Annotated in this window: 23 protein-coding genes, 1 rRNA gene and 2 other annotated features; all 24 genes read left to right on the plus strand. The window is 41.7% G+C overall.

Annotated elements, in window-relative coordinates:
* Positions 1-7: 7 nt before the first annotated feature.
* The 24 genes from rrf (at position 8) to rplL (ending at position 19,871) form a co-directional block, all read left to right on the plus strand.
* Positions 8-123, plus strand: a 5S ribosomal RNA gene (gene rrf, locus C6Y06_RS18755).
* A 177-nt stretch (positions 124-300) separates the two neighbouring features.
* On the plus strand, positions 301-765 hold the full coding sequence (locus C6Y06_RS18760) for a CtsR family transcriptional regulator (protein WP_003217184.1): 465 nt from the start codon (positions 301-303) through the stop codon (positions 763-765).
* A gap of 14 nt (positions 766-779) precedes the next feature.
* The gene (gene mcsA / locus C6Y06_RS18765; RefSeq protein ID WP_066031441.1) at positions 780-1,337 is read left to right on the plus strand and encodes a protein-arginine kinase activator protein McsA; all 558 of its coding nucleotides are present in this window, start codon (positions 780-782) and stop codon (positions 1,335-1,337) included.
* Positions 1,338-1,341: 4 nt separating this feature from the next.
* Positions 1,342-2,433 carry a protein-arginine kinase McsB gene (gene mcsB / locus C6Y06_RS18770; RefSeq protein WP_034665652.1) on the plus strand — a complete coding sequence of 364 codons (1,092 nt, stop codon included), beginning with the start codon at positions 1,342-1,344 and terminating at the stop codon, positions 2,431-2,433.
* The gene (gene clpC, locus C6Y06_RS18775; RefSeq protein WP_034665649.1) at positions 2,430-4,865 is read left to right on the plus strand and encodes an ATP-dependent protease ATP-binding subunit ClpC; all 2,436 of its coding nucleotides are present in this window, start codon (positions 2,430-2,432) and stop codon (positions 4,863-4,865) included. Before mcsB ends, clpC begins: the two co-directional genes overlap by 4 nt.
* A gap of 93 nt (positions 4,866-4,958) precedes the next feature.
* Entirely contained in the window at positions 4,959-6,338 is a 1,380-nt protein-coding gene (gene radA, locus C6Y06_RS18780; RefSeq protein ID WP_034620767.1) for a DNA repair protein RadA, read from the plus strand.
* A gap of 2 nt (positions 6,339-6,340) precedes the next feature.
* A complete protein-coding gene (gene disA / locus C6Y06_RS18785; protein ID WP_012008686.1) occupies positions 6,341-7,420 on the plus strand; it encodes a DNA integrity scanning diadenylate cyclase DisA in 1,080 nt (359 codons plus the stop codon).
* 153 nt (positions 7,421-7,573) lie between these two features.
* Positions 7,574-8,674 (plus strand): PIN/TRAM domain-containing protein, encoded by a 1,101-nt coding sequence (locus C6Y06_RS18790; RefSeq protein WP_003217214.1) that lies wholly within the window; start codon positions 7,574-7,576, stop codon positions 8,672-8,674.
* Between the two features lie 13 nt (positions 8,675-8,687).
* Entirely contained in the window at positions 8,688-9,377 is a 690-nt protein-coding gene (gene ispD, locus C6Y06_RS18795; protein WP_034665643.1) for a 2-C-methyl-D-erythritol 4-phosphate cytidylyltransferase, read from the plus strand.
* A gap of 3 nt (positions 9,378-9,380) precedes the next feature.
* Complete coding sequence (gene ispF / locus C6Y06_RS18800; RefSeq protein ID WP_003216928.1) at positions 9,381-9,857, plus strand: 2-C-methyl-D-erythritol 2,4-cyclodiphosphate synthase; 477 nt, start codon at positions 9,381-9,383, stop codon at positions 9,855-9,857.
* A gap of 94 nt (positions 9,858-9,951) precedes the next feature.
* Complete coding sequence (gene gltX, locus C6Y06_RS18805; RefSeq protein ID WP_060595375.1) at positions 9,952-11,403, plus strand: glutamate--tRNA ligase; 1,452 nt, start codon at positions 9,952-9,954, stop codon at positions 11,401-11,403.
* Positions 11,403-11,634 (plus strand) — a binding site (T-box leader). (Overlaps the previous gene by 1 nt.)
* An 81-nt stretch (positions 11,635-11,715) precedes the next feature.
* Positions 11,716-12,369, plus strand: a complete 654-nt coding sequence (gene cysE, locus C6Y06_RS18810; RefSeq protein WP_012008691.1) for a serine O-acetyltransferase — start codon at positions 11,716-11,718, stop codon at positions 12,367-12,369.
* The gene (gene cysS / locus C6Y06_RS18815) at positions 12,366-13,766 is read left to right on the plus strand and encodes a cysteine--tRNA ligase (RefSeq protein ID WP_060595376.1); all 1,401 of its coding nucleotides are present in this window, start codon (positions 12,366-12,368) and stop codon (positions 13,764-13,766) included. Before cysE ends, cysS begins: the two co-directional genes overlap by 4 nt.
* 3 nt (positions 13,767-13,769) lie before the next feature.
* Complete coding sequence (locus C6Y06_RS18820; protein WP_034665636.1) at positions 13,770-14,201, plus strand: Mini-ribonuclease 3; 432 nt, start codon at positions 13,770-13,772, stop codon at positions 14,199-14,201.
* On the plus strand, positions 14,185-14,934 hold the full coding sequence (rlmB, locus tag C6Y06_RS18825) for a 23S rRNA (guanosine(2251)-2'-O)-methyltransferase RlmB (RefSeq protein ID WP_034665632.1): 750 nt from the start codon (positions 14,185-14,187) through the stop codon (positions 14,932-14,934). Before C6Y06_RS18820 ends, rlmB begins: the two co-directional genes overlap by 17 nt.
* Positions 14,935-14,936: 2 nt before the next feature.
* Positions 14,937-15,449 (plus strand): ribosome-dependent mRNA decay endonuclease Rae1/YacP, encoded by a 513-nt coding sequence (gene rae1 / locus C6Y06_RS18830; protein WP_034665628.1) that lies wholly within the window; start codon positions 14,937-14,939, stop codon positions 15,447-15,449.
* A 63-nt stretch (positions 15,450-15,512) separates the two neighbouring features.
* Entirely contained in the window at positions 15,513-16,169 is a 657-nt protein-coding gene (sigH, locus tag C6Y06_RS18835) for an RNA polymerase sporulation sigma factor SigH (protein ID WP_003217132.1), read from the plus strand.
* Positions 16,170-16,245: 76 nt separating this feature from the next.
* Positions 16,246-16,395, plus strand: a complete 150-nt coding sequence (gene rpmG, locus C6Y06_RS18840) for a 50S ribosomal protein L33 (protein ID WP_012008694.1) — start codon at positions 16,246-16,248, stop codon at positions 16,393-16,395.
* A 34-nt stretch (positions 16,396-16,429) separates the two neighbouring features.
* Positions 16,430-16,606 (plus strand): preprotein translocase subunit SecE, encoded by a 177-nt coding sequence (secE, locus tag C6Y06_RS18845; protein ID WP_003216942.1) that lies wholly within the window; start codon positions 16,430-16,432, stop codon positions 16,604-16,606.
* A 170-nt stretch (positions 16,607-16,776) separates the two neighbouring features.
* Entirely contained in the window at positions 16,777-17,310 is a 534-nt protein-coding gene (gene nusG, locus C6Y06_RS18850) for a transcription termination/antitermination protein NusG (RefSeq protein ID WP_003217197.1), read from the plus strand.
* A gap of 171 nt (positions 17,311-17,481) precedes the next feature.
* Entirely contained in the window at positions 17,482-17,907 is a 426-nt protein-coding gene (gene rplK / locus C6Y06_RS18855) for a 50S ribosomal protein L11 (protein ID WP_003216956.1), read from the plus strand.
* A 99-nt stretch (positions 17,908-18,006) separates the two neighbouring features.
* Positions 18,007-18,705 carry a 50S ribosomal protein L1 gene (gene rplA, locus C6Y06_RS18860; RefSeq protein WP_034665623.1) on the plus strand — a complete coding sequence of 233 codons (699 nt, stop codon included), beginning with the start codon at positions 18,007-18,009 and terminating at the stop codon, positions 18,703-18,705.
* A 48-nt stretch (positions 18,706-18,753) separates the two neighbouring features.
* Positions 18,754-18,894, plus strand: a sequence feature (ribosomal protein L10 leader region).
* Positions 18,895-18,963: 69 nt separating this feature from the next.
* Positions 18,964-19,464, plus strand: a complete 501-nt coding sequence (rplJ, locus tag C6Y06_RS18865; protein ID WP_034665618.1) for a 50S ribosomal protein L10 — start codon at positions 18,964-18,966, stop codon at positions 19,462-19,464.
* Between the two features lie 41 nt (positions 19,465-19,505).
* Positions 19,506-19,871, plus strand: coding sequence for a 50S ribosomal protein L7/L12 (gene rplL / locus C6Y06_RS18870; protein ID WP_003216952.1), 366 nt, complete (start codon positions 19,506-19,508; stop codon positions 19,869-19,871).
* The last annotated feature ends 62 nt before the right edge of the window (positions 19,872-19,933 follow it).

Consider the following 19,933-nt stretch of genomic DNA (forward strand, 5'->3'; position numbering starts at 1 on the left):
CATCAGGTTTGGTGGCGATAGCGAAGAGGTCACACCCGTTCCCATACCGAACACGGAAGTTAAGCTCTTCAGCGCCGATGGTAGTTGGGGGTCTCCCCCTGTGAGAGTAGGACGCCGCCAAGCTTTTCTAAGGATCAGTTCCATACGGAACTGGTCTTTTTTGTGTTTTTGAGAGGTTTGACACCATATAAATGTGGAAATAATATTCTTAGTTGAGCGATTATCTTGAAAAATCGATCGAAAAAATTTATAGTAAGGTTAAAGTCAAATATAGTCAAAGTCAATGGAGGAGGAGGCGGAGTGGCACAAAATATTTCTGATATCATCGAGCAGTATTTGAAGGAAGTCTTGGATCAGAATGGTCGAGAAATATTAGAAATTAAGCGCAATGAAATTGCAGATAAGTTTCAATGCGTACCTTCACAAATTAACTATGTTATCAATACACGCTTTACGAGCGAGAGAGGCTATATCGTTGAAAGTAAGCGTGGCGGCGGTGGCTATATCCGCATCATTAAAGTCAAAATGAATGATGAAGTCGACTTATTGAACAACATTATTTCCCAAATATATCATCGTTTATCACAGGCTGCCTCTGATCATATCATCATGCGTCTTGTAGAAAATAACATTTTATCTGAAAGAGAAGCTAAGATGATGATCAGTGTCATGGACCGTTCTGTTTTGCACATTGATTTACCTGAACGAGATGAATTGCGGGCTCGGATGATGAAAGCGATGTTAAATGCTTTGAAATTAAAGTAAAGCGGGTGAAAAGATTGATTTGTCAAGAATGCAATGAGAGACCAGCCACTTTTCACTTTACGAAAGTTATAAATGGAGAAAAACAAGAAATGCACATATGTGAACAATGTGCAAAAGAAAACAGTGATTCATATGCTATGAGTGGAAACCAGGGTTTCTCGATTCACAACTTATTATCAGGTTTATTGAATATTGATCCTAGCTTTACCACAAGTGCTAATAAGGGATCTTCTATTTTTCAAGAAGCGAGAGAAGTGGATCAATGTCCTAAGTGTGGCTTAACCTTTCAACAATTCAGAAAAACAGGCCGTTTTGGCTGTGCAGAATGCTATCGTTCATTTGATCAGTATCTGAACCCTGTTTTACGGAAAGTCCATAGTGGAAATACAGTCCATAATGGAAAAGTGCCTAAACGGATTGCCGGCAGTCTTCATGTCCGCCGGAAACTTGAGATGATGCAGCAAGAGCTGAAACAGTTAATTGAACAAGAAGAGTTCGAAAAGGCAGCGGAAGTTCGAGATCAAATTCGTGCATTAGAGCATGAACAATCTCAGCAGAGGGAGGGAGATTAACAACATGTCGCTCCAGCATTTTATTCAAGACGCTTTAAGTCAATGGATGAAACAAAAAGGACCAGAAAGTGACATTGTTCTAAGCAGTCGAATCCGGCTAGCACGCAACCTAGAGCATGTTCGTTTCCCAACTCAGTTTTCTCAAGAAGAGGCTGAAGCTGTCCTCCAGCAATTCGAGCAAAAGTTTGCTAGCCAGGAAGTGAAGGACATCGGAAACTTTGTTCTGATTCGTATGAATGAAACGCAGCCTTTAGCCAAGAGAGTACTTGTTGAAAAGCATTTGATCAGCCCAAACTTAGCAGAATCAAGATTTGGCGGTTGTTTGCTTTCTGAAAATGAGGAAATCAGTGTGATGCTGAATGAAGAAGACCATATTCGAATCCAATGCTTATTCCCAGGTTTCCAACTAGCCAATGCATTAAAAGCGGCTAATCAGATAGATGACTGGATTGAAGAGCAAGTGGATTATGCGTTTTCTGAAAAGCGGGGATACTTAACAAGCTGTCCAACTAATGTAGGTACAGGTATTAGGGCATCGGTCATGATGCATTTACCAGCTTTAGCCCTCACAAGACAAATGAATCGAATTATTCCGGCCATTAATCAATTAGGTCTTGTAGTCAGAGGAATTTATGGTGAAGGTAGCGAAGCAATAGGGAACATCTTTCAAATTTCAAATCAAATGACACTTGGTCAATCAGAAGAAGATATTGTAGACGACTTAAATAGTGTGACCGCTCAGCTCATTGAACAAGAGCGATCTGCACGAAAGGCGTTATATCAAACATCTCAAATTGAACTTGAGGACAGAGTGTACCGTTCCTTAGGGATATTGTCCAATTGTCGTATGATTGAATCAAAGGAAACAGCAAAGTGTTTGTCAGATGTGCGCCTTGGAATTGATTTAGGTATCATTAAGGGGCTTTCAAGTAATATACTGAATGAACTCATGATTTTGACTCAGCCAGGCTTTCTTCAACAGTACTCAGGAGGAGCTTTGGAGCCAAATGAACGAGATATAAAACGAGCAGCGATTATTAGAGAAAGGCTGCGTTTAGAAATGCATAGGAATGGACAGGAGGATGAAACGATATGATGTTTGGAAGATTCACTGAAAGAGCTCAAAAGGTATTAGCACTTGCACAAGAAGAAGCCATTCGCCTAGGCCATAAGAACATTGGTACTGAGCACATTTTACTTGGTCTAGTACGTGAGGGTGAGGGCATCGCCGCAAAAGCATTAGAAGCACTGGGCCTTGTTTCAGATAAAATCCAAAAAGAAGTCGAAAGCTTGATTGGAAGAGGGCAAGAGGTGTCTCAAGCTATTCCTCATTATACGCCTAGAGCGAAGAAGGTCACTGAGCTTTCAATGGATGAAGCAAGAAAGCTAGGTCATTCCTATGTAGGGACAGAACATATTCTATTAGGTCTTATCCGCGAGGGAGAGGGTGTAGCTGCCCGCGTTTTAAATAACCTCGGAGTGAGCTTAAATAAAGCACGTCAGCAAGTTCTTCAGCTGCTTGGCAGCAATGAAACAGGTGCATCTGCCGCTGGCTCTAACAGCAATGCAAATACACCAACATTAGATAGCTTGGCAAGGGATTTAACAGCTATTGCGAAAGAAGACAGTTTGGACCCTGTCATTGGACGAAGCAAAGAAATTCAGCGTGTCATTGAGGTCCTAAGCAGAAGAACAAAAAATAACCCTGTGCTGATTGGTGAGCCTGGTGTTGGTAAAACAGCCATCGCTGAAGGTCTTGCGCAGCAAATTATTCATAATGAAGTGCCTGAAATCCTGCGCGATAAACGAGTGATGACACTTGATATGGGAACCGTTGTAGCGGGAACGAAATATCGTGGTGAATTTGAGGATCGTTTGAAAAAAGTCATGGACGAAATTCGTCAGGCAGGAAATATCATTCTCTTCATTGATGAGCTTCATACACTCATTGGTGCTGGTGGAGCAGAGGGTGCGATTGACGCATCTAATATTCTCAAACCATCCTTAGCACGTGGAGAGCTTCAATGTATCGGGGCGACAACGTTAGATGAGTACCGTAAATATATTGAAAAGGATGCTGCGCTTGAACGACGTTTCCAGCCAATTCAAGTGGATCAGCCATCTGTTGATGAAAGTATTCAAATCTTAAGAGGACTTAGAGATCGTTATGAGGCACATCACCGTGTGTCCATTACGGATGAAGCGATTGAGGCGGCGGTGAAGCTGTCTGACCGTTATATTTCTGATCGTTTCCTTCCAGATAAGGCGATTGATTTAATTGATGAGGCAGGTTCGAAAGTCCGCTTACGTTCTTTCACAACACCGCCTAACCTAAAAGAACTAGAGCAAAAGCTCGATGAAGTACGCAAGGAAAAGGATGCTGCTGTTCAAAGTCAGGAATTTGAAAAAGCAGCTTCTCTTCGCGATACGGAACAGCGTTTGCGTGAAAAAGTAGAAGTCACAAAGAAATCTTGGAAAGAAAAGCAAGGACAGGAGAATTCAGAGGTATCAGTGGATGATATCGCAATGGTTGTCTCTAGCTGGACGGGAGTGCCTGTTTCAAAAATTGCACAAACAGAAACAGATAAGCTTCTCAATATGGAACAATTGCTCCATTCTCGTGTGATCGGGCAGGATGAAGCGGTTGTCGCTGTAGCAAAAGCTGTGAGACGTGCGCGTGCTGGCCTAAAAGATCCAAAACGTCCAATCGGCTCCTTTATCTTCTTAGGCCCAACAGGGGTTGGTAAAACGGAGCTTGCAAGAGCACTCGCAGAGTCTATTTTCGGTGATGAAGAAGCGATGATCCGTATTGATATGTCTGAATACATGGAAAAACACTCTACATCTAGACTTGTTGGGTCACCTCCAGGCTATGTTGGCTATGAAGAAGGCGGTCAACTGACTGAAAAAGTGAGAAGAAAACCTTATTCTGTTGTGCTTTTAGACGAGATTGAAAAGGCACATCCAGATGTATTCAACATTTTGCTACAAGTGTTAGAAGATGGCCGTCTGACTGATTCTAAAGGGCGTACCGTTGACTTTAGAAATACGATTTTGATCATGACATCCAACGTTGGAGCTAGTGAATTGAAGCGAAATAAATATGTTGGCTTTAATGTGCAGGATGAAGGACAAAATTACAAGGATATGAAAGGCAAAGTGATGGGCGAGTTGAAGCGTGCATTTAGACCAGAATTCATCAACCGTATTGATGAAATCATTGTCTTCCATTCACTTGAAAAGAAACATCTAAAAGAGATCGTGTCTCTCATGTCTGATCAATTGACGAAACGATTAAAAGAACAAGACCTTTCAATCGAATTGACGGAAGCAGCAAAAGCGAAGATTGCCGACGAAGGTGTAGATCTTGAGTACGGTGCGCGCCCGTTAAGAAGAGCGATTCAAAAGCATGTGGAGGATCGACTTTCGGAGGAGCTTCTGAAGGGTAATATTGAAAAAGGTCAACATATCGTATTAGATGTGGAAGATGGAGAAATTGTCGTAAAAACGACGGCTGCTACGAACTAATATAGTAAGAAAAAAGTGTGAGGCATACCAGTAAAGTGTATGCCTCCCTTTACTTATTTTCTGATCAGTATAAGGAGTTGTATTCTTCAATCTATGGCTAAGACAAAATCAAAATTTATATGCCAATCGTGCGGTTATGAGTCAGCCAAATGGATGGGGAAATGTCCAGGCTGCGGCACGTGGAACAGTATGACAGAAGAGGTCGTTCGCAAAGAGCCGGCAAACCGTCGAAGCGCTTTTAATCATTCTGTTCAAACCATTCAAAAACCTTCACCTATATCTGCAATTGAAACATCAGATGAACCCCGAATCAAAACGAATTTAGAAGAATTTAACCGAGTATTAGGAAGTGGAATTGTCAAAGGCTCTCTTGTTCTCATTGGCGGAGATCCTGGGATTGGGAAGTCCACATTATTATTACAAGTATCAGCACAGCTCTCAGACAAAAATCAGAATGTATTATACATATCTGGTGAGGAGTCCATTAAACAAACGAAGCTAAGAGCGGACCGCCTCGGCATAAAAAGCACCTCTTTACATGTTTTGGCTGAAACCGATATGGAGTATATAACGTCTGCTATACAAGAGATGAAACCCGCTTTTGTCGTGGTGGATTCGATTCAAACCGTTTATCAAAGCGATATTACGTCAGCTCCTGGGTCTGTATCTCAAGTGAGAGAATGTACAGCACAGCTGATGAAAATTGCCAAGACAAATGGTATTCCAATATTTATCGTTGGTCACGTGACCAAAGAAGGCTCGATCGCAGGTCCACGCCTTTTAGAGCATATGGTGGACACGGTTCTTTATTTTGAAGGCGAGCGTCATCATACGTTTCGTATCTTACGTGCGGTGAAAAACCGATTTGGCTCGACGAATGAACTAGGGATTTTTGAAATGAGAGAGGAAGGACTCACGGAAGTATTAAACCCATCCGAAATTTTCTTAGAAGAACGTTCGGCAGGTGTATCTGGATCGTGTGTTGTTGCCTCAATGGAAGGAACAAGACCTGTTCTTGTCGAGATACAAGCATTAATTTCACCGACAAGCTTTGGAAATCCACGGAGAATGGCTACAGGCCTTGATCATAATCGTGTGTCATTGCTCATGGCGGTTTTAGAAAAACGTGTCGGACTGCTGCTGCAAAACCAAGATGCGTATTTAAAGGTCGCAGGCGGTGTGAAGCTTGACGAACCGGCGATTGACTTGGCCATTGCCGTCAGTATTGCTTCAAGCTTTAAAGACGCAGCGCCGCATCAAGCGGATTGCTTTATAGGAGAGGTCGGTCTGACGGGAGAAGTCAGAAGAGTATCAAGAATTGAACAGCGTGTGCAGGAAGCTGCGAAACTAGGATTTAAGCGAATGTTTATTCCTCAGGCGAATATAGATGGATGGAAAAAGCCGAGAGGGATTGAGTTAGTCGGTGTAGAAAATGTAGCGGAGGCACTTCGAATTTCACTAGGGGGATCATAGAAATGGAAAAAGAGAAAAAAGGAGCGAGAGAACTCGATCTCTTAGATATCGTACAGTTTGTGGCACCAGGGACACCTCTTCGGGCTGGGATCGAAAATGTCCTGAGGGCCAATACTGGCGGGCTCATTGTTGTTGGTTATAACGACAAAGTCAAGAGTGTTGTAGATGGAGGGTTTCATATTAACTCTGCCTTCTCCCCAGCACACTTATATGAATTGGCTAAGATGGATGGAGCCATTATTTTAAGCGATTCTGGTCAAAAGATCTTGTATGCGAATACACAGCTGATGCCAGATGCAACCATCCATTCATCGGAAACGGGCATGAGGCACCGTACTGCTGAACGTGTAGCGAAGCAGACAGGCTGCTTAATCATTGCGATTTCTGAACGGAGGAACGTCATTACCTTATACCAAGGGAATCGTCGTTATACGCTGAAAGATATTGGCTTTATTTTAACGAAGGCCAACCAAGCCATACAAACACTTGAGAAATATAAAACCATTTTAGATCACGCCATTTCTGCGCTAAGCGCCCTAGAATTTGAAGAGCTTGTGACCTTTGGTGATGTATTATCCGTGCTGCATCGTTACGAGATGGTGCTTAGAATCAAAAATGAAATCAATATGTATATCAAAGAGCTCGGAACAGAAGGACATTTGATCCGTCTGCAAGTCAATGAACTGATTACGGATATGGAGCAGGAAGCGGCTTTATTTATTAAAGATTATGTGAAAGAAAAGATTAAAGATCCATATGTTCTGCTTAAACAGCTCCAAGATATGTCTAGCTTTGAGCTTTTAGATGACTCCATTCTGTACAAGTTACTTGGCTATCCAGCTTCTACAAATATTGACGAATATGTGTACACAAGAGGCTACAGATTGCTTCACAAAATCCCTAGACTGCCTATGCCAATCGTCGAAAACGTGGTTGAAGCGTTCGGTGTGTTAGATCGAATTATGGAAGCGGATGTACAAGATTTGGATGAAGTAGAAGGAATTGGAGAAGTAAGAGCGAAAAAGATAAAAAAAGGATTAAAAAGACTGCAAGAAAAACATTATATCGACCGCCAGCTATAAGGAGAGAAATTTTTCTTAAACACGGTTAAAAATGGATGAATATGGGTATATTAATGATGCTTTTGTTTTCTGTTGATTATGATAGGAAACTTAAACATATATCAATGTCAGGTGAGGGTGGATTGACAGATGAAAAATAAAGGAGGTGAAGGTATGTTAAAAAGAATCGTTCAGGCGTTTTTTATCATTTTTGGTGCAGTTGTAGGGATTTTTATCATTCCAGAGTTATTTCTGCTGTTAAATGTAAAGGACATACCTTTCATAACAAATGCTTACTCTTCAGCACTAATAGGAGCCGCTGTGTTCTTTATCATCGGCAAATGGTGCACAGGCTATGTGGTTAATTGGGTGAAATGGATCGAGGATTCTCTATTAAAGGCGCCTCTTCCTGATCTTATATCTGGAAGTTTCGGATTAGTATTTGGACTTATTCTAGCATATCTTATTGTAAACGTGATCCCGCTAAACAATATCCCATATCATATTTTTGGTACCATTATTCCGATTTTCCTGGCTTTCTTTTTAGGATACCTTGGATTTCAGGTAGGGTTTAAGAAGAAGGATGAAATGATGGGGCTGTTCTCCCGATCTGCAAAGGTCACCAAGAAAAAAGGAGCAGCTGATGATGAACCTGAAATAGAAGATAAAAAGCTGAAAATTTTAGACACAAGTGTTATCATTGATGGAAGAATCGCAGATATTTGTCAAACTGGATTCTTAGAAGGTGTCATGGTCATTCCTCAATTTGTGCTCGAGGAATTACAGCATATTGCAGACTCTTCTGATGTATTAAAGAGAAATAGAGGCCGAAGAGGTCTTGATATTTTAAATCGTATTCAAAAAGAATTAGATATCAAAGTTGAAATTTACGAAGGTGACTTTGAAGACATTCAAGAGGTTGATAGCAAGCTTGTGAAGCTCGCTAAATTAACTTCAGGTGTTGTTGTGACAAATGATTTTAATTTAAATAAAGTATGCGAACTTCAAAAAGTAGCAGTGTTAAACATCAATGATCTAGCCAATGCGGTGAAACCGGTTGTGCTACCTGGGGAAGAAATGAAGGTACAGGTCATTAAAGATGGGAAAGAGCATAACCAAGGTGTTGCTTACTTAGATGACGGTACGATGATTGTGGTCGAAGAAGGACGCAATTACATTGGAAAAGACATCGATGTGCTCGTCACAAGTGTGCTGCAGACTGCTGCTGGAAGAATGATTTTTGCGAAGCCAAAACTTCTGGAGAAGGCGCTCTAAAGGGAGAACGAACATGTATTATGAAGTAGTTATTCCGGCTGCGGGGCAGGGGAAACGAATGAAGGCCGGCCGCAATAAGCTTTTTATTGAGCTGAAAAGAATGCCGGTCATTATTCATACACTAAAGGTGTTTGACGCTCATTCGCAATGCAAACGCATGATCCTAGCGATCAATGAAGAGGAGCGTCAAGACTTTGAAAGGCTACTCAAGGTACACGCTTTTCAAACGCCTGTTTCACTTGTCACTGGCGGTGAAGAACGTCAGCAAAGTGTATACGAAGGATTAAAGGCTGTGAAAGATGCAGACATCGTGCTTGTTCATGATGGGGCAAGGCCTTTTATTAAGCATACACAGATTGACTTGCTCGTTAAAGCGGCGATTGAAAAAGGCTCCGCAGTTGTAGCGGTACCAGTGAAAGACACAATCAAGCGCGTTCAAGAAGGCAAAGTGGAACAAACCATTGAACGTCAGAGCTTGTGGGCAGTCCAGACCCCACAAGCTTTTCGTCATTCTATTTTAAAAGAGGCGCATGAATATGCGGAGCGGACCGGCTTTCTTGGAACAGACGACGCCAGTCTTGTGGAACAATTACATGGTGAAAACGTGTATATTGTCCAAGGAGATTACACCAATATTAAGCTGACGACACCGGATGATTTATTGGTTGCCAAGGCAATTATGGATGCGGAAAGAGGGTACTAGATCATGTTGAGAATAGGACAAGGCTTTGATGTACATCAATTAACAGAGGGAAGACCTTTGATTATCGGCGGGGTCACCATCCCATATGAAAAGGGGCTGCTTGGGCATTCAGACGCTGATGTACTGCTTCACACAGTGGCAGATGCCTGCCTAGGTGCGATTGCTGAAGGAGATATCGGCAGACATTTCCCAGACACAGATCCTGAGTTTAAGGATGCGGATTCTTTTAAATTACTGCAGCATGTGTGGGCACTAGTAAAGGAAAAAGGCTACACACTTGTGAATATTGATTGCACCATCATGGCGCAAAAGCCCAAAATGGCACCTTACATTCAACCAATGTGTGAGAAGATTGCAGAAGCGCTTGAGGCAGATGTCACACAGGTGAATGTGAAAGCAACAACGACAGAGAAACTTGGATTTACAGGAAGAGGCGAAGGAATTGCCTCTCAGGCAACAGTGCTTCTTCAGAAAAAGTGAAATCCATTTTGATGAGAATGGGATTTGATGATAAAATACGTTTATAAAAAATTGGTGTCAGACAACATGATGCAGATGAAAGGAAGTTAAACTCATGGGAAATGAAGTGCGTGTTCGTTATGCACCGAGTCCAACTGGTCATTTACATATTGGGAATGCTAGAACGGCTCTTTTCAACTATTTGTTCGCACGCAGTCAAGGCGGCAAATTTATTATTCGAATCGAAGATACGGATCAAAAGCGTAATGTAGAAGGCGGAGAAGAAAGCCAGCTTCGCCACCTGCAATGGCTCGGTATTGATTGGGATGAGAGCATTGATAAAGATGGCGGCTATGGTCCTTACAGACAATCAGAGCGTAATGAGATTTACAAAAAATATTATGATGAGCTGCTAGAGAAAGACTTGGCGTATAAGTGCTATTGTACGGCTGAAGAGCTAGAGGAAGAGCGTGAAGCACAAATCGCCCGCAGTGAAATGCCTCGATATTCTGGTAAATGCAGCCATTTATCAAAAGAAGAAGAGGACAAGCTGATCGCTGAAGGAAGAGAGCCAAGTATCCGCTTCCGAGTGCCAAAAGGAGAAATCATCAAATTTGACGACATGGTCAAAGGCGATATTTCATTTGAGACAGACGGCATCGGTGATTTTGTCATTGTGAAGAAAGACGGCACGCCAACTTATAACTTCGCTGTAGCAGTGGATGATCATTTGATGAAAATGACTCACATTCTCCGCGGAGAGGATCACATTTCGAATACGCCTAAACAAATCATGATCTTCAACGCATTTGGCTGGGATGTTCCGCTATTCGGACATATGACGCTGATTGTGAACGAGAACCGCAAAAAATTAAGTAAGCGTGATGAATCCATTATTCAATTCATCGAGCAATATAAAAACTTGGGCTATTTACCAGAAGCCCTGTTCAACTTCATTGCACTACTTGGATGGTCTCCGGTGGGCGAAGAAGAACTGTTTACAAAAGAGCAATTCATCGACATTTTCGATGTAAACCGACTTTCTAAGTCACCAGCTCTATTCGATATGCATAAACTAAAATGGGTAAATAACCAATACGTGAAGGCACTTGATCTTGATCAGGTTGTTGCGTTAACACTTCCGCATCTTCAAAAGGCAGGCAAGGTAAGCGAGCAGCTGACAGAAGAAGAAAACACGTGGGTGCGCAAGCTTATTTCTCTGTATCACGAACAATTAAGCTATGGAGCAGAAATTGTTGAGTTAACAGAGTTGTTCTTTAAGGAGCAAATTGAGTATAATCAAGAGGCAAAGGAAGTTTTAGCAGAGGAGCAAGTACCAGAAGTCATGGCATCTTTTGCTGGTCAGCTTGAACGGCTTGAGTCTTTCACACCTGATGAAATCAAGGCTGCTATTAAAGCGGTACAAAAAGAAACAGGGCATAAAGGCAAGAAACTATTCATGCCAATTCGTGTGGCTGTCACAGGACAAACGCATGGCCCAGAACTTCCGCAAAGTATTGAACTACTAGGTAAAGAAACGGTATTAAACCGCATTAAACAAATATAAGGAAATCGTTGCGAGGGAGAAGTACAATGTTTTCGTCCATCACAGAAAGAGTCTTCACCGGCTGAAAGAGACTTATGGGCAGACGTTGGAAATGCACCCTCAAGACCCTTGAGGAACACGAGTACGTTAGTATGCAAGGGCGGTACCCTCCGTTATGGGATTAAGTTGAGAAGGCTGCAAAATGAGGGCTTTCTAAACAGAGTGGAACCGCGTTTTCAAAACGTCTCTGTCATTTGGCAGAGGCGTTTTTTATTTGTCCAAAAAAGAGAGCAAGTCCTAAGAGAGATTGATGGGGAAGAACGGGGGGAGCATGTGTTTTTCAAAATGCTGAAAGAAGATATTGATACTGTGTTTGATCAAGATCCTGCTGCTAGAAGCTATATTGAAGTAGTGCTAACCTATTCAGGGCTTCATGCGATTTGGGCTCATCGTATCGCGCACGCATTTTATAAGCGTAAGCTGTACTTTCTTGCGCGGATCATTTCTCAGGTCAGCCGGTTTTTCACAGGGGTGGAAATTCACCCTGCGGCAACCATTGGCAGGCGCTTCTTCATTGACCACGGCATGGGAGTGGTGATTGGGGAAACATGTGAAATTGGAGACAACGTCACTGTTTTCCAAGGCGTGACACTAGGGGGAACAGGGAAAGAAAAGGGAAAGCGGCACCCGACCATTTTAGACGATGCCCTCATTGCGACAGGTGCAAAGGTGCTTGGTTCCATTACAGTCGGAAAAGGGGCCAAGATTGGTGCGGGGTCAGTCGTGTTAAAGGACGTACCAGACCATTCCACCGTTGTCGGTATACCTGGGCGAGTCGTCGTTCAAAATGGAAAGAAAATCAATCGTGATCTCAATCATCAAGATTTGCCAGATCCAATTTCCGATCGTTTCAAAGAATTGGAACGAGAAATGGAAAAGCTAAAAGGTGAGCTGGCTTCATTGAGCAGAAAGGAAGAACAATCATGACAATCAATATTTATAATACATTGACACGTAAGAAAGAAGAATTTGTCCCGCTTGAACCAGGAAAGGTCAAGATGTATGTGTGCGGACCAACCGTTTATAACTACATTCATATCGGGAATGCCAGACCTGCTATTGTTTATGACACTGTACGTAAGTATTTAGAATACAGCGGCTATGATGTGAACTTTGTATCAAACTTTACAGATGTGGATGATAAACTCATCAAAGCAGCCAATGAACTCGGAGAAGATGTTCCGACGATTGCTGACCGCTTTATCCAAGCCTACTTTGAAGACGTCAGTGCACTAGGCTGCAAAAAAGCTGACCTTCACCCGCGAGTGACGGAAAATATGGATGATATCATTGCATTTATTGCGACATTGATTGAAAAAGGCTACGCCTATGAAGCGGATGGCGACGTGTATTACAGCACACGCTCATTTGAAGGCTACGGAAAGCTTTCTCACCAGTCGATTGATGAACTGAAGACAGGTGCTCGTATTCGTGTAGGTGAGAAGAAACGAGATGCACTGGACTTTGCTTTATGGAAGGCTGCAAAGGATCAAGAAATCTCATGGGATAGCCCGTGGGGCGAAGGACGCCCAGGCTGGCACATCGAATGCTCGGCCATGGTTAAAAAATATTTAGGTGATACGATCGACATTCATGCTGGCGGACAGGATTTAACCTTCCCTCACCATGAAAATGAAATCGCTCAATCCGAGGCTTTGACAGGGAAACCTTTTGCGAAGTATTGGATGCATAACGGATATATTAATATTGAGAATGAAAAAATGTCAAAATCACTTGGCAACTTTGTGCTCGTGCATGACATTGTGAAAGAACAAGATCCTGATGTGCTACGCTTCTTTATGTTGTCGGTTCACTACCGTCATCCAATTAACTACTCAATGGATTTACTAGAGAGTACAAAGAGTGCGTTTAACCGACTCAAAACGTCGTATGCTAATTTACATCATCGCCTTGAGAGCAGCACGAATATCACAGAAGACAATGCTGAATGGCTGGCGAAGATTGAAGAGCAGCGTGCGACATTTATTTCTGAAATGAATGATGACTTTAATACGGCAAATGCAATTTCTGTTTTATTCGAACTTGCGAAACAGGCGAATTATTATATGGAAAATGATCATACTTCGGAGGAAGTGATCAAGGCATTTATCGGCTTATTCCAAGAAATCACGTCTGTTCTTGGCTTCTCATTAGAAGAAAAGCACACGCTTGACGAAGAAGTAGAAGCGTTAATTGAAAAACGCAATGAGGCTAGAAGAAATCGTGACTTTGCGCTATCTGATCAAATTCGTGACCAGTTAAAGAGCATGAATATTGTATTGGAGGACACTCCTCAAGGTACTCGCTGGAAAAGAGGAGAATAGGTCATGTTGAATTTTGAAAAGCTGAAAGACGGTAAACAGTTGAACGGACTTGCTCTTGCTTATATGGGTGATGCCATTTTTGAAGTCTATGTGAGGCATCACCTCCTCCAAACGGGGGCGACAAAACCAAATGAGCTGCACAAACGAGCAAGCAAGATTGTTTCAGCTAAATCTCAGGCAGCTATTTTATTTACGCTTCAGCAGCAAGGCTTTTTCACTGAAGCAGAAGAAGCGGTGCTGAAAAGAGGAAGAAATGCAAAATCAGGCACAGTGCCTAAAAACACAGACGTTCAAACGTATCGTTATAGTACGGCGCTTGAAGCGCTCATGGGTTATTTATTTATTGAAAAGCAGGACGAACGCTTAGAAGAGCTGATTAGTCAGGCGATTGAAATCGGAACGTCAGGGAGGAAGACAAATGAGTCAGCAACATGATTATGTGATTGGGAAAAATGCAGTGATTGAAACACTGAAGTCAGATCGGGAGTTATACAAGCTCTGGATGGCAGAAAACACTGTAAAAGGACAAGCCCAGCAGGTCATTGAACTCGCTAAAAAACAAAATATCACCATTCAGTATGTTCCGAGGAAAAAGCTTGATCAAATGGTAACAGGTCAGCACCAGGGAATCGTTGCACAAGTAGCAGCATATGAATATGCGGAATTGGACGACCTGTATCAAATCGCCGAAAAGCGGAATGAACAGCCGTTTTTTCTTATTTTAGATGAAATTGAAGATCCTCATAATTTAGGATCCATTATGCGTACAGCAGATGCTGTAGGTGCACACGGGATTGTCATTCCGAAAAGGAGAGCGGTCGGCTTAACGACAACCGTTGCCAAAGCATCTACTGGGGCAATTGAACATATTCCTGTTGCCAAGGTCACCAATCTTTCAAGAGCTCTTGATGAGATGAAAGAAAGAGGAATCTGGGTCGCGGGAACAGATGCGTCTGCCAAACAGGATTACAGACAATTTGATGGTACGATGCCGCTTGCTCTTGTGATTGGCAGTGAAGGAAAAGGGATTGGCCGATTGATCAAGGAAAAGTGTGATTTTCTGATTAAGTTGCCTATGGCCGGGAAGGTCACTTCGTTAAACGCATCAGTTGCCGCTAGTCTATTGATGTATGAAGTGTATCGAAAACGTTATCCGTTAGGAGAATAGAGATGGACATCCTCTTAGTCGATGGATACAACATGATAGGTGCATGGCCTCGGCTGCAGCACTTAAAGGAAAACAGCTTTGAAGAAGCCAGAGACGTGCTGATTCAAAATTTAGCAGAATATCAAGCATACACAGGGTATCGAGTCATTGTCGTATTCGATGCCCATATGGTCAAAGGAATCGAAAAAAAGCGGATCAACCACCGAGTAGAGGTCATCTTTACGAGAGAGAATGAAACAGCTGATGAGCGGATTGAAAAGCTGGCCCAGGATTTGAATAATGTTCGGACGCAAATTCATGTGGCGACCTCAGACTTCACAGAACAATGGGCAATTTTTGGACAAGGAGCTCTTCGGAAGTCGGCTCGAGAGCTTTTGAGAGAGATTGAAGTGATCGAACGAAAGATAGAGACGAGAGTCAAAAAGATTACTTCTGATAAACCAGTATCCAAGATTGAATTGTCAGAAGATGTATTGAAAACGTTTGAAAAATGGCGGCGTGGGAATCTGGAATAGCTTGACGATATTTCAACCATTAATGTATAATATTTCTATCTAGGTGCGGTCGGGGGGATCGAAGTGAATCTAAACAACAGCAAGGATAAATCCATCAGAGAGCAATTTTGCCAGTTGGAAGATGAACAAGTCATTGAAAGGGTTCATGTCGGAGATAGTGATGCGCTAGATTACTTAATAACGAAATACCGCAATTTTGTACGTGCAAAAGCAAGATCTTATTTCTTGATTGGAGCGGATCGAGAGGACATTGTCCAAGAGGGGATGATCGGACTTTATAAGTCTATCCGCGATTTCAGAGAGGACAAGCTTACTTCATTTAAGGCTTTTGCAGAATTATGTATTACCCGCCAAATTATCACCGCAATTAAAACAGCTACTCGCCAAAAACATATCCCGTTAAATTCCTATGTATCATTAGACAAGCCAATATATGATGAAGAATCAGACAGAACATTGTTGGACGTCATTTCCGGTGCTAAAGCGCTTAACCCAGAAGATTTAATCATTAGCAAAGAAGAATTTGATGATATTGAAATGAAAATGGGGGAACTACTAAGTGAGCTGGAAAGAAAGGTACTTGTGCTTTACCTTGATGGCAGATCCTATCAAGAGATTTCTGAAGATTTAAACCGTCATGTGAAATCAATTGATAACGCACTCCAAAGAGTAAAGAGAAAATTAGAGAAATATTTAGAGCTTCGCGAGATTAGTCTCTAATCAAACCTATATTGACAGCTTTTTCGACACTGTGATAAGGTACTAAGGAAATGATGTCGAGAAAATAGGTGTAAATATGAGGAAAAAGATTACTCTAGCCTGTAAAGACTGCGGAAGCCGCAATTATACGACAATGAAAAGTGATGCTTCAGCAGCTGAAAGATTAGAAGTTAAGAAATATTGCAAGACTTGTAATTCACATAAAACACATTTAGAAACGAAGTAAGATTTGCGTTCTTTAATCTGTGGAGGTCTTTTACATGCGTATTATCAGTTTCTTAAAAAGTGTCGGGAAAGAAATGAAAAAGGTCAGCTGGCCAAAGAAAAACGAAATGATTCGCTACACAATCACGGTTATTTTAACAGTCGTATTCTTTGCAATCTTTTTCTCTTTTCTTGATATAGGAATCTCACAATTAATCGAATTAATTCATTAATACTTGAATAATGGTCTGCTGAACGTGCTATAATAGATCATAATATGACTTGCCAAAAAACCCGTTTTACGGGTTTTTTCAATTGCTTGAAAATATTTACCGGTACTCGAGATTCGTCAAATAGACATTACGAAATGTGGGGAGGGAAGGACTGAATAGTCCTGAACGAAATGGAAAAGAATTGGTATGTTGTGCATACGTACTCTGGCTATGAAAACAAAGTAAAAGCAAACTTGGAAAAGCGTGTTGAATCAATGGGCATGCAGGATAAAATCTTCCGCGTTGTCGTACCAGAAGAAGAAGAAACAGATATTAAAAATGGTAAGAAAAAAGTCGTCAAAAAGAAAGTATTCCCTGGCTATGTCCTAGTGGAAATCGTGATGACTGACGACTCTTGGTATGTTGTTCGTAATACACCAGGTGTCACAGGATTCGTTGGATCAGCTGGATCAGGCTCAAAGCCGACAGCGCTGCTGCCAGGCGAAGCCGAAACCATTCTGAAGAGAATGGGTCTTGAAGAACGCAAAACAGAAATCGACTTTGAATTGAAAGAAACAGTCAAGGTAATCGACGGACCATTTGCTAACTTCACAGGCTCTATCGAAGAGATTGATTACGATAAAAGCAAAGTCAAAGTATTCGTTAATATGTTTGGTAGAGAAACACCCGTGGAACTTGAGTTCACGCAGATCGATAAATTGTAATTCAAAAGAGCTTGAAATGAGTGTATAGAAGTGGTAATATAGCAAAGGTACGTCTTGAGTTCGCTCAAGATCGCTAGCTAGTTATTTCGTCATTCATATAAAGAATGAAGTTGTTGAGTGGGAGGGGGATTCCCCTATTACCACATCACGGACTTTAAGGAGGTGTGTCTCGTGGCTAAAAAAGTAGTTAAAGTTGTTAAATTGCAAATTCCTGCTGGAAAAGCTAACCCAGCTCCACCAGTTGGACCTGCACTAGGTCAAGCCGGTGTTAATATCATGGGATTCTGTAAGGAGTTTAATGCTCGTACAGCTGACCAAGCTGGTCTTATCATTCCTGTTGAAATTTCGGTTTTTGAAGACCGTTCATTTACATTTATTACTAAAACTCCACCTGCTGCAGTTTTACTTAAAAAAGCAGCTGGTATTGAGTCTGGTTCTGGTGAACCTAACCGTAATAAAGTGGCAACTGTTAAGCGTGATAAAGTACGCGAAATCGCGGAAACAAAAATGCCTGACTTAAACGCTGCTAGCGTTGAATCAGCTATGCGCATGGTTGAAGGTACTGCACGCAGTATGGGTATTGTCATCGAAGATTAATTTATTGTCTTGTTGGGTTGCGAGTTTGGTTTTGACAAGTTCGCAACCCTTATTCGTGGGAGGTTATTCCGCTAAAACCACATAAGGAGGATTTTTATAATGGCTAAAAAAGGTAAAAAGTATGTAGAAGCTGCTAAGCTGATCGAACGTACTAAAGCGTATGATGTAGCTGAAGCTGTTTCTCTTACAAAAAAAGCAAATACAGCGAAATTTGATGCGACTGTAGAAGTTGCTTTTCGTTTGGGCGTAGACCCTCGTAAAAACGATCAACAAATCCGCGGTGCAGTTGTACTTCCTAACGGAACTGGTAAAACTCAACGCGTTCTTGTGTTCGCTAAAGGCGAAAAAGCAAAAGAAGCAGAAGCTGCTGGAGCAGACTACGTTGGAGATTCTGATTACATCACTAAAATCCAACAAGGCTGGTTCGAATTCGATGTAATCGTTGCAACACCTGACATGATGGGTGAAGTTGGTAAGATCGGTCGTGTACTTGGACCAAAAGGTCTTATGCCAAACCCTAAAACAGGAACTGTTACATTCGAAGTAGAAAAAGCAATCAATGAAATCAAAGCTGGTAAAGTAGAATACCGCGTTGATAAAGCTGGTAACATCCACGCGCCAATCGGAAAGGTTTCTTTCGAGGACGAAAAGCTTGTTGAGAACTTTGCAACAATCTATGATACAATCCTTAAAGCAAAACCTGCAGCGGCTAAAGGTGTATACGTGAAAAACGTTTCTGTTACAACTACTATGGGCCCTGGCGTGAAAGTGGATCCATCTTCTTTCTCTGCAAAATAAATCTTGACTTATCACAATCGTTTTGATAATATCAAAATGTTGTAAAATAGAATATGTCCATTTATACCGTAGACAGCAGGGGCCTTATGGCTTAATTAACCCGCCGAGGTGTATATGTCACAGTCTTACGTTAACGTATGCTTGTATATACAGCCTCCATGTCTTAATGGAGGCTTTTTATATGGAGAACCGTTCGTTAGGAACGTGATGGCCTGATCGGTATAAGTGTTACACAAAGAATGTACAGGAGGTGTAACCATGAGCAATGCAATCGATACTAAAAAAGTTGTCGTTGATGAAATTACTTCTAAATTTAAAGACAGTATGTCTACTGTAATTGTAGATTACCGTGGTCTTTCAGTTTCTGAAGTGACTGAACTTCGTAAACAGCTTCGTGATGCTGGCGTAGAATTCAAAGTTTACAAAAATACTTTGACTCGCCGTGCAGTTGAACAAGTTGAACTAACGGGTTTAAACGATTTCTTAACAGGTCCAAACGCTATCGCATTCAGTAACGAAGATGTTATCGCACCTGCGAAAATCATCAACGAATTTGCGAAAAGCCACGAAGCTTTAGAAATCAAAGCTGGTGTCATCGAAGGAAACGTAGCGACTGTAGAAGAAGTGAAGGCTCTTGCGGAACTTCCGTCTCGCGAAGGCTTACTTTCTATGTTGCTTAGCGTTCTTCAAGCTCCAGTTCGTAACCTTGCTCTTGCTACTAAAGCAGTTGCAGAACAAAAAGAAGAACAAGGCGCTTAATGCGTACTTAACGTAAAAAACTTAAAATGGAGGAATTACAAATGGCTTTAAATATCGAAGAAATCATTGCTTCAGTTAAAGAAGCAACTGTACTTGAGTTAAACGACTTAGTAAAAGCAATCGAAGAAGAATTTGGCGTAACTGCTGCTGCTCCTGTAGCTGTAGCTGCAGCTGGTGGTGCCGCTGCTGAAGAGAAAACTGATTTTGATCTAGTACTTGCTGGTGCTGGAGACCAAAAAATCAAAGTTATCAAAGTGGTTCGTGAAATCACTGGTCTTGGCTTGAAAGAAGCTAAAGAACTTGTTGACAACACTCCAAAACCACTTAAAGAAGGTATTGCTAAAGAAGAAGCTGAAGAACTTAAAGCTAAGCTTGAAGAAGTTGGCGCTTCTGTAGAAGTTAAGTAATCTTCGCCTAATCTTTTGGGAAAGCTCGCTTTTACTGGCGGGCTTTTTCTTTTCTATTCTCC

The sequence above is a fragment of the Bacillus sp. MZGC1 genome (genome assembly GCF_002998605.1).
Classification (GTDB): domain Bacteria; phylum Bacillota; class Bacilli; order Bacillales; family Bacillaceae; genus Bacillus.

Excerpts from the sequence above, each read along its gene's own strand:
- ispD (WP_034665643.1), top strand. The coding sequence starts at position 8,688 with ATGTATTATGAAGTAGTTATTCCGGCTGCGGGGCAGGGGAAACGAATG.
- rplL (WP_003216952.1), top strand. The coding sequence starts at position 19,506 with ATGGCTTTAAATATCGAAGAAATCATTGCTTCAGTTAAAGAAGCAACT.
- mcsB (WP_034665652.1), top strand. The coding sequence starts at position 1,342 with ATGTCGCTCCAGCATTTTATTCAAGACGCTTTAAGTCAATGGATGAAA.
- rplJ (WP_034665618.1), top strand. The coding sequence starts at position 18,964 with ATGAGCAATGCAATCGATACTAAAAAAGTTGTCGTTGATGAAATTACT.
- radA (WP_034620767.1), top strand. The coding sequence starts at position 4,959 with ATGGCTAAGACAAAATCAAAATTTATATGCCAATCGTGCGGTTATGAG.
- rplA (WP_034665623.1), top strand. The coding sequence starts at position 18,007 with ATGGCTAAAAAAGGTAAAAAGTATGTAGAAGCTGCTAAGCTGATCGAA.
- rlmB (WP_034665632.1), top strand. The coding sequence starts at position 14,185 with ATGAGTCAGCAACATGATTATGTGATTGGGAAAAATGCAGTGATTGAA.
- gltX (WP_060595375.1), top strand. The coding sequence starts at position 9,952 with ATGGGAAATGAAGTGCGTGTTCGTTATGCACCGAGTCCAACTGGTCAT.
- clpC (WP_034665649.1), top strand. The coding sequence starts at position 2,430 with ATGATGTTTGGAAGATTCACTGAAAGAGCTCAAAAGGTATTAGCACTT.
- rae1 (WP_034665628.1), top strand. The coding sequence starts at position 14,937 with ATGGACATCCTCTTAGTCGATGGATACAACATGATAGGTGCATGGCCT.
- secE (WP_003216942.1), top strand. The coding sequence starts at position 16,430 with ATGCGTATTATCAGTTTCTTAAAAAGTGTCGGGAAAGAAATGAAAAAG.
- C6Y06_RS18790 (WP_003217214.1), top strand. The coding sequence starts at position 7,574 with ATGTTAAAAAGAATCGTTCAGGCGTTTTTTATCATTTTTGGTGCAGTT.
- ispF (WP_003216928.1), top strand. The coding sequence starts at position 9,381 with ATGTTGAGAATAGGACAAGGCTTTGATGTACATCAATTAACAGAGGGA.
- rpmG (WP_012008694.1), top strand. The coding sequence starts at position 16,246 with ATGAGGAAAAAGATTACTCTAGCCTGTAAAGACTGCGGAAGCCGCAAT.
- disA (WP_012008686.1), top strand. The coding sequence starts at position 6,341 with ATGGAAAAAGAGAAAAAAGGAGCGAGAGAACTCGATCTCTTAGATATC.
- cysS (WP_060595376.1), top strand. The coding sequence starts at position 12,366 with ATGACAATCAATATTTATAATACATTGACACGTAAGAAAGAAGAATTT.
- C6Y06_RS18820 (WP_034665636.1), top strand. The coding sequence starts at position 13,770 with ATGTTGAATTTTGAAAAGCTGAAAGACGGTAAACAGTTGAACGGACTT.
- nusG (WP_003217197.1), top strand. The coding sequence starts at position 16,777 with ATGGAAAAGAATTGGTATGTTGTGCATACGTACTCTGGCTATGAAAAC.